Source organism: Streptomyces sp. NPDC002809, from assembly GCF_040295435.1.
Taxonomy (GTDB): Bacteria; Actinomycetota; Actinomycetes; order Streptomycetales; family Streptomycetaceae; genus Streptomyces.
Genome location: NZ_JBEOVJ010000120.1, coordinates 1 through 18,170 on the forward strand (window position 1 = coordinate 1; position 18,170 = coordinate 18,170).

General features: G+C 69.5%; 16 protein-coding genes. 11 read left to right on the forward strand and 5 right to left on the reverse strand.

From position 1 onward, the window contains the following. Positions 1-127: 127 nt before the first annotated feature. The 4 genes from ABT025_RS37070 to ABT025_RS37085 all read left to right on the forward strand — a co-directional run bounded on the left by ABT025_RS37070 (position 128) and on the right by ABT025_RS37085 (position 6,035). A complete protein-coding gene (locus tag ABT025_RS37070; protein WP_351003078.1) occupies positions 128-1,117 on the forward strand; it encodes a fumarylacetoacetate hydrolase family protein in 990 nt (329 codons plus the stop codon). Positions 1,118-1,312: 195 nt separating this feature from the next. Then, positions 1,313-2,272, forward strand: a complete 960-nt coding sequence (locus ABT025_RS37075) for an MBL fold metallo-hydrolase (protein ID WP_351003079.1) — start codon at positions 1,313-1,315, stop codon at positions 2,270-2,272. A 684-nt stretch (positions 2,273-2,956) separates the two neighbouring features. Next, a complete protein-coding gene (locus tag ABT025_RS37080) occupies positions 2,957-3,832 on the forward strand; it encodes a phosphotransferase (RefSeq protein ID WP_351003080.1) in 876 nt (291 codons plus the stop codon). 238 nt (positions 3,833-4,070) lie between these two features. Then, positions 4,071-6,035 carry an ABC transporter ATP-binding protein gene (locus tag ABT025_RS37085; protein ID WP_351003092.1) on the forward strand — a complete coding sequence of 655 codons (1,965 nt, stop codon included), beginning with the start codon at positions 4,071-4,073 and terminating at the stop codon, positions 6,033-6,035. A 32-nt stretch (positions 6,036-6,067) separates the two neighbouring features. Here ABT025_RS37085 and ABT025_RS37090 read toward each other — a convergent pair whose 3' ends face one another. Next, complete coding sequence (locus ABT025_RS37090; RefSeq protein WP_351003093.1) at positions 6,068-6,325, reverse strand: fibronectin type III-like domain-contianing protein; 258 nt, start codon at positions 6,323-6,325, stop codon at positions 6,068-6,070. Between ABT025_RS37090 and ABT025_RS37095 the strand changes: the two genes are divergently transcribed. Beyond that, positions 6,295-6,600, forward strand: a complete 306-nt coding sequence (locus tag ABT025_RS37095) for a hypothetical protein (protein ID WP_351003081.1) — start codon at positions 6,295-6,297, stop codon at positions 6,598-6,600. The genes ABT025_RS37090 and ABT025_RS37095 overlap by 31 nt on opposite strands. Positions 6,601-6,821: 221 nt before the next feature. Here ABT025_RS37095 and ABT025_RS37100 read toward each other — a convergent pair whose 3' ends face one another. Next, positions 6,822-7,727, reverse strand: coding sequence for a helix-turn-helix transcriptional regulator (locus tag ABT025_RS37100; RefSeq protein ID WP_351003082.1), 906 nt, complete (start codon positions 7,725-7,727; stop codon positions 6,822-6,824). Positions 7,728-8,081: 354 nt separating this feature from the next. On the opposite strand from ABT025_RS37100, the gene ABT025_RS37105 reads away from it, so the two are divergent. From ABT025_RS37105 to ABT025_RS37125, 5 genes are all read left to right on the forward strand, one after another. Further along, a complete protein-coding gene (locus tag ABT025_RS37105) occupies positions 8,082-9,059 on the forward strand; it encodes an aldo/keto reductase (RefSeq protein ID WP_351003083.1) in 978 nt (325 codons plus the stop codon). 161 nt (positions 9,060-9,220) lie between these two features. After that, positions 9,221-10,255 (forward strand): zinc-binding dehydrogenase, encoded by a 1,035-nt coding sequence (locus ABT025_RS37110; protein WP_351003084.1) that lies wholly within the window; start codon positions 9,221-9,223, stop codon positions 10,253-10,255. A 35-nt stretch (positions 10,256-10,290) separates the two neighbouring features. Continuing rightward, the gene (locus tag ABT025_RS37115) at positions 10,291-11,142 is read left to right on the forward strand and encodes an aldo/keto reductase (RefSeq protein WP_351003085.1); all 852 of its coding nucleotides are present in this window, start codon (positions 10,291-10,293) and stop codon (positions 11,140-11,142) included. A 666-nt stretch (positions 11,143-11,808) separates the two neighbouring features. Next, complete coding sequence (locus ABT025_RS37120; protein ID WP_351003086.1) at positions 11,809-12,819, forward strand: sporulation protein; 1,011 nt, start codon at positions 11,809-11,811, stop codon at positions 12,817-12,819. Positions 12,820-12,821: 2 nt separating this feature from the next. Further along, positions 12,822-13,055 (forward strand): twin-arginine translocase TatA/TatE family subunit, encoded by a 234-nt coding sequence (locus ABT025_RS37125; RefSeq protein ID WP_351003087.1) that lies wholly within the window; start codon positions 12,822-12,824, stop codon positions 13,053-13,055. 539 nt (positions 13,056-13,594) lie between these two features. Here the strand turns inward: ABT025_RS37125 and ABT025_RS37130 are convergent. From ABT025_RS37130 to ABT025_RS37140, 3 genes are all read right to left on the reverse strand, one after another. Further along, positions 13,595-14,449 (reverse strand): SDR family oxidoreductase, encoded by an 855-nt coding sequence (locus ABT025_RS37130; RefSeq protein WP_351003088.1) that lies wholly within the window; start codon positions 14,447-14,449, stop codon positions 13,595-13,597. Positions 14,450-14,865: 416 nt separating this feature from the next. Beyond that, entirely contained in the window at positions 14,866-16,077 is a 1,212-nt protein-coding gene (locus tag ABT025_RS37135; RefSeq protein WP_351003089.1) for a spore photoproduct lyase family protein, read from the reverse strand. Between the two features lie 233 nt (positions 16,078-16,310). Further along, positions 16,311-16,940 carry an alpha/beta hydrolase gene (locus tag ABT025_RS37140; RefSeq protein ID WP_351003090.1) on the reverse strand — a complete coding sequence of 210 codons (630 nt, stop codon included), beginning with the start codon at positions 16,938-16,940 and terminating at the stop codon, positions 16,311-16,313. A gap of 175 nt (positions 16,941-17,115) precedes the next feature. Here ABT025_RS37140 and ABT025_RS37145 point away from each other — a divergent pair, with 175 nt between their 5' ends. Further along, the gene (locus ABT025_RS37145) at positions 17,116-17,775 is read left to right on the forward strand and encodes an SMI1/KNR4 family protein (protein WP_351003091.1); all 660 of its coding nucleotides are present in this window, start codon (positions 17,116-17,118) and stop codon (positions 17,773-17,775) included. Positions 17,776-18,170 lie beyond the last annotated feature (395 nt).

The following is an 18,170-nucleotide window of genomic DNA, read 5'->3' on the forward strand; positions in this document are numbered from 1 at the left end:
CCCGGGGCGCCTGGGCCTGCACGTCCAGCATGTCCAGGAGATAGACGGGCGAGGCGTACGCCCAGGTGACGCGATGCCGCGCGACGAGGTCGAGGCGCACGCCGCCCCCTCCTCCAGGAGTCCTGTCATGCGTTTCGCCACCTACGAGCATCAGCACGCGCACCGAGTGGCGGTCGTGGAGGAGGACGGCACCCTCTTCCCCCTGCCGGGCGTTTCCTCGCTCGTCATGCTGCTGCTGAAGACCGAAGGTCTTGCCGGACTGCTCGCCGCGGGTGCGGCGGCGCTCGATGCACCGGCCGGTCCCCACGTCTCACGGACACGTCTGCTGCCACCCCTCCAGCCCCCCTCCATACGGGACTTCGTCACGTTCGAGGAACACGTCGAAGGTGTGCGCCGCTCGGTCGACGGCGTCGCGGGCGTGCCCGAGCAGTGGTACGCGGCGCCCACGTTCTACTTCACCAATCCCCACGCGGTCCACGGCCCCGGCCAGGACGTGCCCATGCCGCCCGGCTCGGCCGTCCTCGACTTCGAACTCGAGGTCGGTGCCGTCATCGGCCGCGAGGGCCGCGACCTCACCCCGGAGCAGGCCCGCGAGCACATAGTGGGCTACACCGTCTTCAACGACTGGTCCGCACGCGATCTGCAGTCGGCGGAGATGCAGGTCGGCCTCGGCCCGTGCAAGGGCAAGGACACCGCCACGAGCCTGGGGCCCTACCTCGTCACGGCCGACGAGCTCGAGCCGTACCGGGATCCGGACGGCTTCCTGCGTCTGGCACTCACCGCCGAGATCAACGGTGAGACGGTCGGCACGGACCTGCTTTCCAATATGAGCTGGACCTTCGAAGAGATGACCGCGTACGCGTCCCGCGGCACCCGTGTCGTCCCGGGCGACATCCTCGGGTCGGGCACCTGTGGCAACGGCGGCTGCCTCGCGGAGCTCTGGGGCCTGCGTGGCGAGCGGATGCCGCCCCCCTTGCGACCGGGTGACACCGTCGGCCTGACCGTCGAGGGCATCGGCACGCTGACCAGCACCGTCGTCCCCGGCTCCGCGCCCCGTCCCCTGCCGGCGGGCCGGCGCCGCGAACGCGAACGGCCGGGAGCGCCCCGAACCCGCTGAGACCACCGCGAGCGGCGGCGGTGACCGGTGCCGCACCGTGGGCGGACGCCTGCGGCGGCAGGCGCACTCGGCAACGACGAACCGGTGGTCGGAGGGCGCGATCGCGCCGCCCTCCCGGACGATCCCCACCGGCCCTGCGCCCAGCCTCGGGCATCATCTACGCTGCCCGGATGGCTACTTGCGCGAGGACGAAGCATGGACACCGGTACTGAGCGCCGCGGCCCTCGCGCCACAGCCGTGCTGCGGGGCCTCCGGGCGCCCAGCCTGACGCCGTGGACGTACCTGTACGAGCCGCCGGCGCCCCCGCGGCCAGGAGCACCCCGCACCGTGTTCCTCGGCGTGTCCACGCTCCTGCTCGACGACGGTGACACCGCGATCCTCACCGACGGCTTCTTCAGCCGTCCCGGCCTCCTGCGCATGCGGTTCGGCCGTCTGCGACCGGACCGGTCCCGCATCACCGCCGGCCTGCAACGGGCCGGGATCGACCGCCTCGACGCCGTGTTCGTCGTCCACTCCCACTACGACCACGCGCTGGACTCCCCCGAGGTGGCCGCCGTGACGGACGCCCGGCTCATCGGCTCCGCCTCCACCCGCAACATCGCCCGCGGGCAGGGCTTTCCCGATGACCGCTTCCAACCGGCCGTCACCGGCGTCCCGTTCACGATCGGGCGCTTCACCCTCACCGCCCTGCCCGCCCGGCACAGCCCGGGCGACATCGCCCCCGGCCGGATCGACCGGCCACTGCGTCCACCGGCCCGCGCCACCGACTACCGGACCGGCGACTGCTACACCCTCCACGTCCGTCACGACACACGCCGGCTCCTGATCCATGCCAGTGCTCACAGCCTGCCCGGCGCCCTCGACGGCCACCACGCGGACACCGTGTATCTGGGGATCGGGGCGCTCGGCGTACAGGACGAGGCCTTCCGGGAGGAGTACTGGCACCGGCTGGTCACGGCCACCGGCGCCCGACGCGTCGTCCCCATCCACTGGGACGACTTCTTCCGCCCGCTCGACCGTCCCCTCAGACCTTTCCGCGCCTTCCTCGACGACTTCCCGGCCACCATGGACTTCCTTACCCGCAAGGCCGAACGAGCGGGAGTCTCCCTGGCCTTGCCCGTGCTGGGCCGACGGGCCGATCCGTGGCCGACCTGACCTTCGTTGTCCTCCGGTGGAGCTGCCTGCGTCGACTCCGATGAGGATGCCGAGCACGCGCGTCCCGTTCGGGGATCTCATCGCCCTCCTCCCGGAGGCACTGCCTCAGAAGCCGGACTCTCCCGGCAGGGCGACACCGCGGTGGTGATCTTATCCACGCGCGGGTGCTACGGCCGGGCGCTCGCAAGGGGACGACCACCCGTTCCAGGAGCGAACCGACCTGAAGCCCTCCTGCCCCAGGCCCCGGTGTTCCCCGCGCACCAGGTCCGCCTGCGAACGGCAACGGGCTCGCCCGGCAGCAGCCGCCATGAGCCCCCGACCGCGGCGCCGTCACGCTGCCCCGTCTCCGCAATCCCCCGGAGGAAGTACCCAGACCCACAGGAGTGATCGAACGCAGCATCACGGCGAGCTCCCCTCAGCCACGCCAAGGGATGCCCAGCTATTCGAAGTCTCGTTCTAGATTTCGCTCCCGCGCACCCGTTACGGAGACAGGAAATCCCCAGTTACCCGATCACCTGTCCGTTTCGCGCCTCGAGGAGTACCCATGCACCGCTTGCACCGCCCTGCGCTCGTTCATCCTGCGTTCGAAAACACCGCTCACCGCCCTGACATCGCGATTCGCCTCGCCCGGAGCCGGACCGGGCTCCTCACCGACGGCTCCCGACCGGACAAGAGGCACCTGGCATGACGGAATCCGCCAGCCTTCCCGCGTCAACGGCCGCATGGGTGGCATCGGTTCTGGGACCGCTCCAGGCCGTACGGGACACCTCGCACGTGCGGACGAACTCACAGGTGTGGGAGGTGACCGGTCGTACCGGCCGCCACTTCGTGAAGGTGTCACCCGAACCGGTCTTCCACACCCGCGAGACACGCGCCTACCGCGAGGCCGTCCCACGACTCGGCTACGCCAACGCTCTTGCCCTGAAGGACAGTTCGGCCCAGCTGCTCGCACTGATCGTCACCGCGGTGGACGGAGAACCACTCACGAGCGGGACGGCACCCGCACGGCGCCGCGTGGCACATGAGCAGGCCGGCGGGCTCCTGCGCCTCCTCCACCAAGCGTTGCCGAATCATGCGGCCCAGGCTGAGGCGACGAGCACCGTCGAGGCCACGGTCACCGGGCTGGAGAGGCGCATTGCCGCTGCCGGCGACCATCTGTCCGGCGCCGAAGCCGACATGCTCCGCCGCATCGTCCACACCCTTCCGGGCCTGGGACCACTGCCGGCCGGGTTTCTCCACGGGGACTTCTGGGAACGCAACATGCTCTGGAACGGCCGCCGTTGCGCCCTGATCGACTACGAGCGCAGCACCCCAGGACCCCTCGTCGCCGACTTCGTCAAACTCGCCACCGCCGTATGGCCGGACCACCCCGAACTACGCACGGCGATGTTCGCCGGATACGGGCGTCCCCTCTCCGACATCGAGCAGCGGGCGCTGGTGGCCTTCACCGCGGCCGACGCGGCCGGCGCCCTCTCCTACGGTCCGCGCCACGGCGACAGCCACGTCACGGCTCGCGGCCGAAGAGCCGTCGAGCGCCTCGCTCGGGAAGGACGGCGATGAACGGCATCCATCCGTCACTGATCGCTGATGTGGCCGGGCCCTGGACCGGTGGACCGGACATCACCGAGCCGGCCACGTACGGAGTGCTCCCCCGGGTGCCGATGCGGAAGTCCCCACCGGACTGTCTCTCCCGCACCGCCGCCCTCTTCCAACCATCCACCGAAGGCCCTTCGCACAGAGGGCTGATCCGGCCACGCGCGGGAGGCGCCCTGTGAAGAGGTTCTTCGGACCCGTGAAGATGGCGGAGCCACAGGTCTCCGACGCCGAACAGGAGCTGTTCGGCGGACCGCTGCGCTACGACATGGGCTGGTCCCGGCACGAGCACGCCACGCTCGACCTGACCATGATGTCCGCACTGCGTTCCATGCCGGCGCTGGTCGGCGCGACGCTGAGAATGGCGTGGAAGGCCGACCGTCGCGCACTCGTCGCGGTGGCCGTCTGCGAGATCGGTCAAGGCATCGCCGCGGCCGTCAGCCTGCTCGCCATCAACTCCGTCATGCATGCTCTGCTCGGCGGTACGGGCAACGCCCCCCAACGCCTGCACGCCCTGGTGCCCGGTCTGCTCGCCGCAGCCGCCATCGCCGTCGTCAACTCCGGCCTGGCAGCCTGGTCCACCTCCCGCGCCGGGCGTCTGGAGCCGCTCGTCGAACGGATCGCCACCACCCAGTACCTGGCCGCCGCCGCGTCCGTGGAACTCGAAGCGATCGACGATCCCGACTTCCGCAGGCTCGTCGACATCGCCCAGCACGGCCCGAGCTCGGCCCGCCGCATGATCGGTTCCTGCGTTTCGGCGCTGAACGGAATCATCTCGCTGATCGCCACCGCAGGCGTGCTCAGCGTCCTCGACTGGACCCTGCTGCCCATGCTGGTCCTCATCGCGGCCCCACGCGGCTGGGGGGCCATGCGCGTGGCGCAGGAACGCTACGTGTCGGTGATGAGCTGGATCGAACATGTGCGGGCCAGCCGTCTCATCGGCAACCTGCTCACCGAACGCACCGCGGCCCAGGAAGTGCGCATCCACGCAGTGGGCGGCTTCCTCCTCAGCCGCTACCGGCGCATGGCCGAGAGCGCCGAAGCAGAGCAGGAGCGCCTGGCATCCAGCAAGGCCCTCACCGAATGGGTCGCTGCCGGACTGTCCGGGCTGGCGATGGCCGCGACGTACGGGACCATGTTCTGGCTGATCATGAGCGGGCACATGAGTCTGGCCGTGGCAGGCACCGCGGTCATCGCGGTCCGCTCCGGTTCGGCGAGCCTGGGCGCGCTGGTGATGAACGTGAACCAGCTGCACGAGGAGTCCCTGTACGTCCGGGATCACTCGCGCTTTCTGGCCCAGGCCGCCCGGCGCGCCATCCCCGAGGGCGGCGCCCCCGTCCCCGACCGCGTCGAGGAGATCGTCCTCGACGCGGTCAGCTACCGCTATCCCGACTGTGAGAGCCCGGCACTGGACGGTGTGTCGCTCACGCTGCCCATGGGCTCGGTCACCGCCGTGGTCGGTGAGAACGGCTCAGGCAAGAGCACTCTGATGAAGGTTCTCTCGGGGCTGCTCCTGCCTCAGGCCGGGTCCCTGCGATGGGGCGATGCGGACGTCGCCGGTCTCGACCGCGCCCAGGTCTTCGAGCGCGTGGCTCTGCTCACCCAGGACTTCCAACGCTGGCCCGTGACCGCCGCGATGAACATCCGGCTCGGCCGTCCCGCCCATGCCGCCTCGTTGGACGACTTACAGCCGTCCGTCGACTACGCGGGAGCCGTTCCCGTCATCGCCAAGCTCCCCGACGGCCTGCAGAGCCTGCTGGCCAGGGTGTTCCGCGGAGCCATCGAACTGTCCGGCGGTGAATGGCAGAAGATGGGGCTGGCCCGCACCCACTGGCGTAGCTCGACGTCGCGGGCGGACAGCGTGCTCATCGTGGACGAACCCACCTCCGCGCTCGACCCGGAGGCCGAGATCGAAGCGTTCGACCGCATCCGCCGCCTCGCCTCCCCGCACCGGGCCGTCGTTCTCGTCACCCACCGCATGTCCGGCGTTCGCCACGCCGACCGCGTCTACGTCCTGCACCACGGACGCCTGGCCGAACAGGGCAGCCACGACGAACTCATGGCCGCCCGCGGCCGCTACGCCGCGATGTTCGATGCACAAGCCGCCCAGTACGCACCCACCGGCAGCATCCCGCACCCCACTTCCCCCACCGTCACGGACTCCGCATGACTTGACCACTCGGTGGGGGTGTGGGGGCGCCGTCAGGAGACGGTGACGGTGCCCGCGAGTGCGATGTCGGCGGCCGAGCGCCCGCCGTAGACGCGGACCTTGCCGGTGGGTGTCACCCAGCGGTTCCTGCCCTCGTCCCAGTAGGAGAGGCGGCGGCTGCGGTCGATCTCGACGGTCACGTTCTCGCACTGCCCGGGACGCACCCGCACGCGGACGAACCCGGCCAGGTGCTTTCGGGGGTCTCCGTGCGGGTGGGGAGGTGTTCGATGCAGGGCTGCACGATGTCGGATCCGGTGCTGCTGCCTGCCTCGATCCGGGCCCGTGGTGGACCGTCGCCGTGGTCGTGGTCTGCACGATCGGGCAGTACCTGCTCTTCCCCCTGAACTACGCGCTCGCGCTGGTCTCCATCACGCCGATGGCCCTGCTCGACGTCCTGGACCGGGCCGTCTCCGACGATCCCCGCCTGGCAGACCTCGCTCCCGCCGAACACCTGCTCACCGGTCAGGGCTACGCGGCCCTCGGCCATGCCTGGCGGAGCCACCCCGCGGCACAGCCGGCCGCCTGAACCCGGCGTGCCTGCCGCGCGGCGCGTTCGACCGCGGCGGACGTGGGTGCGACGGCCCGTCCGCGGTCCCGCCTCTAGGGGCGGGACCGCGGACGGCAGGTGCGCGCGCACCGACGCCCTCATGGGGGTCGTCCGGGCCGACGTCACATCGGACCGCGGCCGGAGTCCCGGCTGTCCCGGATCCGCTGCGTGACCCACGTGAGGCCACTCGCAACGTCCTGTCAGGGCCGGGTACGCCATGACGGGCCGGTATCCGCGTCCGGTTGCGTGGTCGGCTGGGCTGCGGTCATGTCGAGCAGGAGCATGGCGTCATGGTCAGGGGATCCGGGTTCAGCGGTGTAGGCGCCGAGGCGTTGGCCGGGTGTGCCGTCGAGGTTCATGCTCTGGCCGCTGAGAGTCAGCTCGCCGACCTGGGGGTGGTGGAAGGTCTTCTCGATCTTCTTCCTGCCGATGACTTCGTAGCGTTCCCACAGCCTGGCGAAGTCGGGGCTCTTGAGCAGCAGCTCGCCGACCAGGTTGGTGAGGTCGGGGGCGTCGGGATTGATTCCCGCTTCGGCCCGCAGACGGGCGACACAGCCCCGGACCTGGGTGTCCCAGTCGGGAAAGAGCTGCCGTGCCGTGGGGTGGAGAAACATGTAGCGGGCCAGGTTCCGCTGCTTGGCGGGCCAGTCGGCCATCCCGGCGTACAGAGCCAGGCCACCGGGGTTCCAGGCGAGCAGGTCCATGCTGCGGCTGACGATGTAGGCGGGGTTGGGCCGCATCGCCTCCAGCAGGAGCTTCAGGTGCGGGCGAACGGTCCGGCTCGGCGGGGGCGGCGGCTCGGGAGCGTAGTGCGCAGCGCGTACGGCGAGCTCGCGCAGGTGGTGGTGTTCGTCGTCGTCGAGGTGCAGGGCCCGGGCGAGGGCGTCGATGACCGCGGGGCTGGGCCGGGTTTCCTTGCCACGCTCGATGCGGGTGTAGTAGTCGATGCTGATCCCGGCAACCGTGGCGAGCTCCTCCCGACGCAGTCCCGGAGTACGGCGCACGCCTGGGCCCGGGGTGAGGCCCGCGCTCCCGGGACTGGTCTGATTGCGACGGGCGCGCAGGAATCGCCCCAGCTCGCCGCCACTGGTCTGCTCGGATGCCATGCCACCAGTCTCGCCCAGCAGTCACCGGAGTGGCAGGCGCCAGGGGGGACCTGTCACACCCCCGCTGGCCGCTCCCCGGCAGAACCCGGCCTGCCTGTACGGCGCGCCAGGGGGCACGGTGGATGGCGTCACCCACTCACCTCCGCCAGGCAGGAGCGCCCTTGGACGCCCGCCGCCCCCACCAAGACGGTCCACGGAACGGATCGCACCAGCCTGTTCATCGCAGCCGCTGCGATCTTCCTCACTACCTGCGACGAGTTTCCTGCTCCGGCCCGCTACCCGCGTGTGAGCGGGGAGACGAGCGCTGTCGCACAGCAGACTGAAGCAAGAAAGCGGCAGAAGGGATAAATGGTTATGAAATACATCAAATTGCGCGACTTGGAAGTCTCCCGGATCGGCCTGGGGGCGATGGGGATGTCACACGGGTACACGGGCTCCGGGACGGATGAGGCGGAGGCGGTCCGCACCGTGCACCGCGCTCTGGAGCTCGGTGTCACCTTGATCGACACCGCGGAGATCTACGGCCCGTACACCAACGAGGAACTTCTCGGCCGGGCGCTGAAGGGCCGCCGCGACAAGGTCGTGCTGGCGACGAAGTTCGGTCTCGTCTCACACGCCGGCGAGGGTCCGTGGAACCTGGACAGCAGCCCGGCCAACATCCGCATCGCCGTCGAAGGCTCGCTGAAGCGCCTCGGCACCGAGCACATCGACCTCTACTACCAGCACCGGGTCGATCCGAACACTCCCGTAGAGGAGACGGCCGGCGCGGTGGGCGAGCTGATCGCCGAGGGCAAGGTCCGTGCGTTCGGCCTGTCCGAGGCCGGCCCGGACACCATCCGCCGTGCGCACGCCGTCCAACCGGTCAGTGCCGTCCAGTCGGAGTACTCCCTGTGGACCCGGGGCCTGGAGGACCGGGTCCTGCCGGTACTGCGCGAGCTGAACATCGGCCTGGTGCCCTTCTCGCCGCTCGGCCGCGGGTTCCTGACCGGCACAATCCGCTCCGCCGACCAGTTCGACGAGTCCGACTTCCGCCGCGACAACCCGCGCTTCACCGGAGAGAACTTCCAGCGCAACCTGCGCCTGGCGGACGAGGTCAAGGCCATCGCTGCGGAGGCCGGCGTCACCCCGGCGCAGGTCGCCCTGGCCTGGCTGCTCGCGCAGGGCGACAACATCGCTCCGATCCCCGGCACCAAGCGCGTGACCCGGGTCGAGGAGAACACCGCCGCCGACGCCGTAGAGCTGACCGTCGAACAACTCGACAAGCTCAGCAGCCTGCCCCCGGCCGCGGGCGACACGCACACCGCGGCCCAGCAGCAGATGCTCGAACGCTGACGTGTGCCTCCGCCGCCCGGCGCCGGGCCGGCCGGCGTGCGCTTCCGTCGGCCTGACGCCGGACCGGAAATGAATCTCCGTGCGGCATGGCCGGTACCAGAGCGAACCCCGCCCCCCTTCTTCCGCAATGGCGGAAGACTCCCCCATAGGAGCACCACCCCATGCGCGCAGCAGTGATGTACGGAGCCGGCGACGTACGGATCGAGGACCGGCCCGATCCAAGGATTCAGCAGCCCACCGACGCAGTCGTGCGGACCGTCCTGTCGTGCGTGTGCGGCAGCGACCTGTGGCCCTACAGGTCCATGCCGAAGACGGACACCGGCCGCCCTATGGGTCACGAGTTTCTCGGCGTTGTCGAGGAGACCGGCTCCGGTGTCACCGGCATCAGGACGGGCGACCTGGTCGTCACCTCGTTCACCTACTGCGACAACACCTGCGACTACTGCGCCAAAGGGCTGCAGTCCTCCTGTCGCCACGGCGGCCGGTACGGGCTCGACGGCGTGGACGGGGGTCAGGGCCAGGCTGTCCGCGTACCTCAGGCCGACGGCACCCTGGTCAAGCTCCCGGTCGGCGAGGACTCACCGCTGCTGCCCTCCCTGCTGGCGCTGTCCGACGTGATGGGCACTGGACACCACGGCGCCACCACGGCCGGTGTCTCCCGCGGCGACTCCGTCCTGGTGATCGGGGACGGAGCGGTCGGCCTGTGCACGGTGATCGCCGCCAAGCGCCTCGGCGCGGAGCGGATCATCCTCATGGGCCGGCACACGGACCGCACCGGCCTGGGCCGCGACTTCGGAGCCACCGACGTGGTCCTCGAGCGCGGAGAGGAAGGCGTCGCCCGCGTACGCGACCTGACCGCCGGGGTCGGCGTCGACAGGGTGATCGAGGCCGTCGGTGCGCGCCAGGGCCTGGACACGGCCTTCGCCGCCGTCACCGACGGCGGCACCATCAGCCGTCTGGGCATGCCGCAGTACGAGGAGGGCCCCATCGGGACCTCCATGATCATGCGGAACATCACCCTCACCGGCGGCGTCTCCCCGGCCCGCGCCTACATCGAGCACCTGATGCCCGACGTCCTCGACGGAACGATCCGGCCGGGACGCGTCTTCGACCGGACCGTCTCCCTGGACGAGGTCCCCGGCGCCTACCAGGACATGGCAGAACGCCGCGTCCTCAAAGCCCTCATCACCTTCTGACCGACCACACCCCCCACGACACGTAGGAGAAACCCGTGCAGACCGTCACCCTGAACAACGGCGTCACGATGCCGATCCTCGGCTTCGGCGTCTTCCAGATCCCGCCGGAGGACACCGAACGGACCGTCAGTGATGCCCTCGCCGCCGGCTACCGGCTGCTCGACACCGCGGCTGCGTACGGGAACGAGGAAGCCGTCGGCCGCGCCATCAAGAAGAGCGGTGTCCCGCGCGAGGAGCTGTTCGTCACCACCAAGCTGTGGATCCAGGACGCACCCGCCGAGGAGAACGCCAAGCGCGCCTTCGACACGTCGTTGCGCAAGCTCGGCCTCGACTACCTCGACCTGTACCTGATGCACCAGCCCTTCGGCGACGTGTACGGGCAGTGGCGGGCCATGGAGGCGATCCACCACGACGGCCGCATCAAGGCGATCGGCGTCGCCAACTTCTACCCCGACCGGCTCGTCGACCTCATCAGCAACAACGACGTGACGCCTGCGGTGAACCAGATCGAGACCCACCCGTTCTTCCAGCGCACCGCCGACCAGGACGTCATGCGCGAGCACGGCGTCCAGATCCAGTCCTGGGGCGGATTCGCCGAGGGCAAGAACGACCTCTTCACGAACCCGGTCCTGAGCGGCATCGGCAAGGCACACGGCAAGTCCGTCGCCCAGGTGGTCCTGCGCTGGCTCGTCCAGCGCGGCATCGTCACCATCCCCAAGTCCGTGCGCGCCGACCGCATGGCGGAGAACTTCGACGTGTTCGACTTCGAACTCACCGACGACCAGATGGCCTCCATCGCCGCACTGGACACCGGCACCTCACTGTTCTTCGACCACCGGGACCCGGCGGTCGCCGGACAGCTCGGCAAGCGGCGACTGACCGACTGACCCCCACGCCACCACCCCCGGGCCCCGGGCGCCGCCGGCCACCCTGCCGGCGGCGCCTGCGGGCCCACCGCCCAGCGCCGCCATCCAGGCGGATCACCTCAAGGACCAGGAACCTTCCGGCCATGAGTGGACCCCGGCGGGAGTTTCGTCCCAGCGAAATGCAGCTCAGGCGCCCGCCGGTCGCCCCTGCCCGCACGCACCAGATCCACCACGGCAAGCACCGTACGCTCCACCGCGAGAACCAGAGCGACCACGATGACACCCACCGCACCCCAGCCCACGTCGGGCAGCCACAGCAAGGCCGACCCGAGCGAGCCGCCGAGGACCGCGGGCAGCGGCGGTCACCCGGCCGCTCGCCGACGGGAAGCGGCTCAGCCACTCCCCCTCGACCAGTCGGCCGTGTCGCGATCTCCACCCCCTGCGGCAATGGTAAAAGCACAGCAAAACCTGCTCGTCAAGCGCCTGCCCAGGCCGCTGGGCGATCTTTTTCGGACGTTCACGCGGCCACCCCGCCCGGAGTCCCCGGTGACACATCCACCACCCATATGCTTCTACGCGCCCGTAGAACGAGGGAAGCCGTCACTGATGCATTCGGCGTATCCGGTGCATCCGACATCTGCAAACCCGTCATGACCTCCGTACGCACAAAAGGGAGTGAACGCCTCGATGGTGTTCAAACGACTGCTCGGTTCACTCGGTGTGGGCGGCCCGACCGTCGATACCGTCCTCACCCCGGGGGTCACCACCCCCGGTGGTTCCCTTTCCGGCCAGGTCCATCTCCTGGGCGGAACAGACGACTTCGACATCGAACACATCACGCTGGAGCTCGTCGCCAGGGTCGAGGCCGAGCACGAGGACGGTGAGAGCCACGGCACCGTCCTCTTCGACCGGTTCGTGATCGGCGGCGGTTTCCGGCTGCCGGCGGGCGCGGAACACAACGTTCCGTTCACGGTGACGCTGCCCTGGGAGACCCCGGTCACCGAGCTGTACGGGCAAGGGCTCGGCATCGTCCTGGGTGTGCGCACCGAACTTTCGGTGGCCGGCGCCAAGGACAAGGGCGATCTCGATCCGCTCGTCGTCGGCCCGCTCCCGGTGCAGGAAGCGATCCTCGAAGCCCTCGGGCAGCTCGGCTTCGGCTTCCGATCCGCCGACCTGGAATACGGCCGCATCGCCGGCACCGGCCAACAGCTGCCCTTCTACCAGGAGATCGAGCTGGCCCCGTCCCCGCAGTACGCGCACACGGTCAACGAGATCGAGCTGACCTTCCTCGCCACGCCCGGTGACATGGAGGTGATCCTGGAGGCCGACAAGCGCGGCGGGCTGTTCTCCGACGGACACGACGCGGTCACCCGGTTCACCGTCAGCCAGGGCGGCGTCCCGCACCAGGACTGGAACGCCCTGGTCGACGGCTGGATCCGGCAGCTCGTCGAGCACCGGGCGGCTTACGGCACGCACGCCGAGCACGGGCAGGACCACGGGCACGGCTACGGCCACCACGGCAATCACCATCAGCACGACAGCGGCCACCGTTCCGGTCCCGGCATGGGCACGGTCGTCGCGGCGGGCGCCGCCGGGGTCGCAGTAGGCGTGATCGGAGGCATGGTGGCTGCCGAAGTCGTCGACGAGATCGGAGACTTCTTCGAGGGGGACGACGAGGAAGAGGGCGGCGAGGACTGACCATGTTCGGGATCAGCGAGATGGGCGTAGTCCTGGTCGTGGTCGTCCTGGTGCTCTCCGTGAAGAAGCTGCCCGAACTGCTTCGCAGTGCGGGCAGGTCGGCACGCATCCTCAAGGCCGAAGCCAGGTCCCTGAAGGACCAGGACACCCGGGACACCAGCTCCCCGCCGGCGCCCCGCGTCATCATCGGGGAGACCGTCCCACCACGGAACGATCAGGGGACACGGCGTCAGTGACACCGTCCGCCTGACAGCCGCACGCGCCCCGGGGGCAGCGTGGCCACCACCACCGGGGCGGCGTTGTCACCGCCCCGGGGGCGGCGGTCACCACCCCCGGGGCAGCGTTGTCACCACCCCGGGGGCGGCGGATGCCTGGCCGCACGACAGGGGCCTCACCCCATACGTTCGTACACGTGCAAGGCCATGAAGTTGCCCCGCCCATGGAGCGATCACTGTCGAGACCGCGGCAACGGACCCCGGGGCACCGGGTGCGGCCCCCCTGTCTCTCCACGCCGCAAGTGTGGGAGACGCGCCTGTTCTCCACCCTGGGGACCGCCCCCGCACCAGCCTTCGACGAGCACGGCGCACAGCCACCTGCTCGGTTTCCCGAAATCCGGCTTGCCGCGCCATCTGACCAACAGGAAGAGCAGGGCACCCGCCTCGGTCGCGGGCTGGCATCGCTTCCCGTCCTGGCCTGACGCGTGCCCTGACTCCACGACGGTTCGGTGTCGTGAGGGGCGGCAGCACCAGCTTTGCGGAGGCACCGCCGGGCGTCCTCAGGCCGGGGCGGCCGAGGACGCCTGGCCGGCCGCCTTCAAGAACTGTCGGGCACCGCGCAGTGCGGTGCGCAGTTGCCTCTGAGTCGCCTGGCTGTCGAGGCGGACGTCAAGGGGGCCGGGAACAACACTGTCGGCCCGCAGGGCCTTGGGCAGACGGGACGCGTCGAGACCGTCGCGCTTGGCGATGAGGACGCCGAGTTCGTAGCGGCTCAGGGCATCGGACCCCGCGAGATGGCGCATGCCCGTTGCGTCGCTCGACGCCAGTTCCAGAAGGGCGGCCGCCAGGTCCGAGACGTGGACCGGGCAGCGGATGTCGTCGGTGAACAGGGCGCCGTCAACGGTGCCGGCGATGAGCTGGTGCACCAGTAGCTCGTGCACGGAACGGCCGTGGCCGACGATCAGCGACGTGCGGGCAACGACCGCGTTCGGATGCACGGCGAGGACCCCGGTCTCCGCCGCGGCCTTGGCTGCGCCGTACGGGGTGACGGGGTCCGGGAATGCGGACTCGTCGTAGTGAACCCGGCCGACACCGGAGAACACGGCGTCGGTGGACACGTGAACCATGCGGGTTCCACGCTTCGCCGCGACTGTCGCGAGCCGGAGCGGACCCTCTGCGGTAACCGCCCAGTCAGCCCCGCCGCTCGATGCATTGATGACGACGCGCGGGTTCACCTCGGCCATCAACGCGTCCGAACTCCCCGCGTCCCGCAGATCCAGATGGCGCCACGCGCTCGGCGAGGCGGTGCCCCGCCCGGTCGCATAGGTCGCCACCGTCGCATGCCCGGCCGCTCTCGCCTGCCGGACCAGCTCGCACCCCAGGAAGCCGGAACCACCAACGACCAGAATTGTCATGCGCGTAACCGTAGCCCCGTGAACTCCACGACGAGGGCGGTCACCCCGGTGTTCGGGCGACCGCCCTTGCCGTCCGGCCGGACGAGGCAGCTATGTCGTCCTGGCCAGCCCGGCGGTCTGCAGGTCAGTCCCCTCCCTGCTCCGGCGTCTGCGCCCACAAGATCGCCGCATGGCGGAAGATCACCGTGTTGGCCTCGTGCCGCGGAGCGCCGCGAGGCGGCGTTCGACAGGGCATGGACCGCGCACCGAACACTCGCCGCCTTCCGGCAGCAGGAGCGCACTGTGGCCACCGCGCGGTGGGAACTGTTGCCGGAGACAAGGCAGTTGTCGCTGGAGCTGACCCCGCTGCCACGAGCGGGCGGCCTGCGGCAACCCCGTCCGGACCGACGGCACCGAGAGCTGTCGGGTATCCGTCCTCAGAAGGCGTACCTGACGCGCAGCCACGGTGCGTGCGTGGCCAGCAGCTGCTGGACCCGTGTCAACGACTGCCGCTTGATCTCCAGGGAGTAGCGGACATTGAGTGCTCCGTTCTGCGAGCGCTTGGTCTCCTGGGCGGCCGGCTGCCACAGCACCTCCTCGGCGCGGGGATGCCAGCCCAAGTTGACCTCGTGGAGCCCCTCGTTGTGGGTCAGCATGATGATCTCGGCCGCCGCCTGCCGCTTCACGCGGGCGGGCAGCACGTCGTCGAGGTGAGTGAACAGGTCGGCCCAGTCGCGCTGCCATCCCGGTCGCAGGACGACGGGCGAGAGGTTGAAGTGGACCTCGTAGCCTGCATCCAGGAAGTCGGCAGCCGCGGCGATGCGCTCGGCGACCGGGCTGGTACGGATGTCCAGCAGCCGGGCATCCTCGGGCGGCATGAGGGAGAAGCGCACCCTGGTGCGCCCCTGGGGATCGAGTGCCAGCAGGTCAGGATTGACGAACTTCGTCGCGAAGGAAGCCTTCGCCGTCGGCAGGCCGCGAAACACGGCAATGAGATCGGCCGTGTTGTCACTGACCAACGCGTCGACGGAGCAGTCGCCGTTCTCGCCGATGTCGTAGACCCACGCCTCGGGGTCGCACTGGTTGGGTTCCGTCTTCGGCCCCTGGGCCCGTACGTGGCGGCGGACGTGGGCCACGATCGCCTCGATGTTGGTGAACAGCGTGATGGGGTTGGCGTAGCCCTTGCGCCGGGGGACGTAGCAGTAGGCGCACGCCATCGCGCACCCGTTGGAGGCGCCGGGGGCGATCCAGTCGGCCGACCGGCCGTTGGGGCGGGTCCGGAGCGTGTGCTTCACCCCGAGGACGAGCGTCTCCGATTTGATGCGGACCCATCGGGAGATGTTGCCGTCGTTGCCGTGCAGGGAGGGGATACGCCAGTGACTCGCGACCTCGGTCACGCGCGCTCCCGGTACCCGGGACATGATCTGCCGGCCCCGCGGGGAGTCCAGCGCCGCCGGCTCGGCGTAGACCTCCCGCACGTCGAGCATCCGGCGCGCCTCCGGGGTGTCCCGGAACACCGCGGACGTTCCCTGATCCGGGTCCGGGTCCGGGTCCGGGCCCGATTCCTGGTCCGGGTCCAGTTCCGACCACGCGAACAGCGCCTGCTGCTCGGGCTCGCCGGGGGCGGGGTCTGTCGGCGGCTGATCCACGTGGTCTTTCCTTCCTGCGCCCTGCGGACCTGAGGCTGATGCTCGTACGCGGGCAAGGGCAGGTCCGCGATGTGTGTGCCGTACTGAGGGTGCCATTCGCGGCGGTCCGGTTCCTGCTCCAGCAAGGCGCCGAGATCACGGTTCCTGTCCAGCCCTCGCTCCGCCCCGGCCATCCGCGCCTTGCCTTCGAACCGGTCGCGGGCCTCCGCGCCGTACGGAACCCTCCGTGAACGCTATGGCCTGTCACCATCGGCCGGAGCCGGCGGCGCTATGTGGCGGAGTTCGAGGAGCCGGGCGAGCCAGTCCATGCGGGTTCGGCGGGCTGTGATCGAGATGTGTGCCTGCGGGTACAGGACGTCGAAGCCGTGGAAACCACCCGCCCAGACGTGGAGTTCGACCTGGCCGCCCTCCGCCCAGATGCGAGTGGCGTAGTCGGTGTCCTCGTCGCGGAAGACCTCTGCGAAGCCTGCGTCGATGTACGTGGTCGGCAGGCCCGAGAGATCCTCGGCCAGCGCCGGCTCCTCGCGCTCGACCAGGACGCCGTTCTCGAATCGTGCGCCCGCGTGGGCGGCCATGGACACCAGGTGGGCTCCGGTGAACGCGCGCCATCGCGCCCGAGCGGACTCGACCGGCTTGAACACCATCGCGAGCGTGGGACGCCAGGCCTGCCGGCGCTTCGCCCGACCTTGGTGCGGAGCTTGACCTCGTTGCGCCCGTATGCGCCCGTCGCCATGAGGCAACTCCAGCCCCTGTCCGGCCGACCATGCTCTTGGTTGGGGTGCTCGCCTCTCGATATGTTCGTGTGCCGCAGGACCGGCAGCATCCTCTGCCTGCAGGTCGCGATCGTCTGCCTCGGCGGGCATGTCGGTGCGGTCGCCAGCAAATGGTTCTCACCCTCTGCATTCGGCAGTCGCCCCATCCGTGCCCATATCGACCGGGTTCACTGCACCGCCGACCGGCTGCTCCGGGCAACAGTGTCAGTCCGCACAACTATGGTTCCTGACCACCTACTCATGCTACTCAAGGAGGTAATCCGCCATGGGCATGCATCCTGACGTGGCTGTACTGCTCGATCTTGTACCGGCGGACCTGGCCGGTGGCGAGCGGATCGACTGGAATGCGGCCGAGGCTGCGCTGGGCACCGGACTGCCGAGTGACTACAAGGCTCTGCTGGACACGTACGGCGTGGGCGATATCGGAGAGCTCGTCATATTGCCTCCGCTCCCGAGTGACGTGCGCGGGTGGGAAGCGTGTCACATCGGAAGCATGACAGTCGGCCTACGTGAGCTCTGGGATGAGGATGCAGGCGTCCCGGGCGCAACGTTCGGTGCGGATGCCGTTCTGCCCTGGGGCTCCGGGATGAATGCCAACGAGATGGCGTGGCTCATGAACGACCCCGATCCGGACAAGTGGCCTGTCGTAACCTGGCGTCGGCATCACTTGTGGGGTGAGTCGCCTTGGGCCTCGTTCGACTGCGGCATGGTCCAGTTCATCACCCGCATGATGCTGGGCCGGTTCAACGCCTGCCCCCTCGGCGATGCGTCCCTCTGGAAGCGGACAGACACTTTCGTCAGCTGGCGCGCGCAGCGTCGACGGCTTGTGGCCGGGCTGGACCCGCAAACCGGCGAGCCCGACCCCTATGCCGACATGTATCCCTTCACTGATGACGAGGACCTGTCCGAGCGGTCACGTTCGTAGCCAGATAACGAGGGCAGCCGCTGTCACAGTGCCGAGGAAGACGTAGCCTCGCTTGGCGCATCCGGTGGCAACCCCCGGTACTTCTTCAAGCGGTTGACGGCCCGTACGAAAGTGTTGAGTGTCTTGTACCGCCCTCCGTCGAAGCCGGGTTGGCCGTCCGCCGCATGAGACTTTGCGCAGGAAGGCGACTCGGCTGTAGGTCTTCTCCGGGGTGGCGCCGGAGGCCTGGCCATCGCTCGGCAGAGGCTTGCTCGCCCTCACACATCATCTCCGCCGAGCGCAGCTTGGTGGCTGTCACAACTAACTGATCATTTCAGAATGAGATCGGTGTGGTGGCTTGGCAGTTGGAAGTTGGATCGGCAGGATTTGGTGGGTGTCTGCTGATCTTGTGCCTG

What these genes read in the sequence shown, in the direction of transcription:
- ABT025_RS37070 (WP_351003078.1), top strand. Translation starts at nt 128, where the DNA reads ATGCGTTTCGCCACCTACGAGCATCAGCACGCGCACCGAGTGGCGGTC.
- ABT025_RS37075 (WP_351003079.1), top strand. Translation starts at nt 1,313, where the DNA reads ATGGACACCGGTACTGAGCGCCGCGGCCCTCGCGCCACAGCCGTGCTG.
- ABT025_RS37080 (WP_351003080.1), top strand. Translation starts at nt 2,957, where the DNA reads ATGACGGAATCCGCCAGCCTTCCCGCGTCAACGGCCGCATGGGTGGCA.
- ABT025_RS37085 (WP_351003092.1), top strand. Translation starts at nt 4,071, where the DNA reads ATGGCGGAGCCACAGGTCTCCGACGCCGAACAGGAGCTGTTCGGCGGA.
- ABT025_RS37100 (WP_351003082.1), bottom strand. Translation starts at nt 7,727, where the DNA reads ATGGCATCCGAGCAGACCAGTGGCGGCGAGCTGGGGCGATTCCTGCGC.
- ABT025_RS37105 (WP_351003083.1), top strand. Translation starts at nt 8,082, where the DNA reads ATGAAATACATCAAATTGCGCGACTTGGAAGTCTCCCGGATCGGCCTG.
- ABT025_RS37110 (WP_351003084.1), top strand. Translation starts at nt 9,221, where the DNA reads ATGCGCGCAGCAGTGATGTACGGAGCCGGCGACGTACGGATCGAGGAC.
- ABT025_RS37120 (WP_351003086.1), top strand. Translation starts at nt 11,809, where the DNA reads ATGGTGTTCAAACGACTGCTCGGTTCACTCGGTGTGGGCGGCCCGACC.
- ABT025_RS37125 (WP_351003087.1), top strand. Translation starts at nt 12,822, where the DNA reads ATGTTCGGGATCAGCGAGATGGGCGTAGTCCTGGTCGTGGTCGTCCTG.
- ABT025_RS37130 (WP_351003088.1), bottom strand. Translation starts at nt 14,449, where the DNA reads ATGACAATTCTGGTCGTTGGTGGTTCCGGCTTCCTGGGGTGCGAGCTG.
- ABT025_RS37140 (WP_351003090.1), bottom strand. Translation starts at nt 16,940, where the DNA reads ATGCCCGCCGAGGCAGACGATCGCGACCTGCAGGCAGAGGATGCTGCC.
- ABT025_RS37145 (WP_351003091.1), top strand. Translation starts at nt 17,116, where the DNA reads ATGGGCATGCATCCTGACGTGGCTGTACTGCTCGATCTTGTACCGGCG.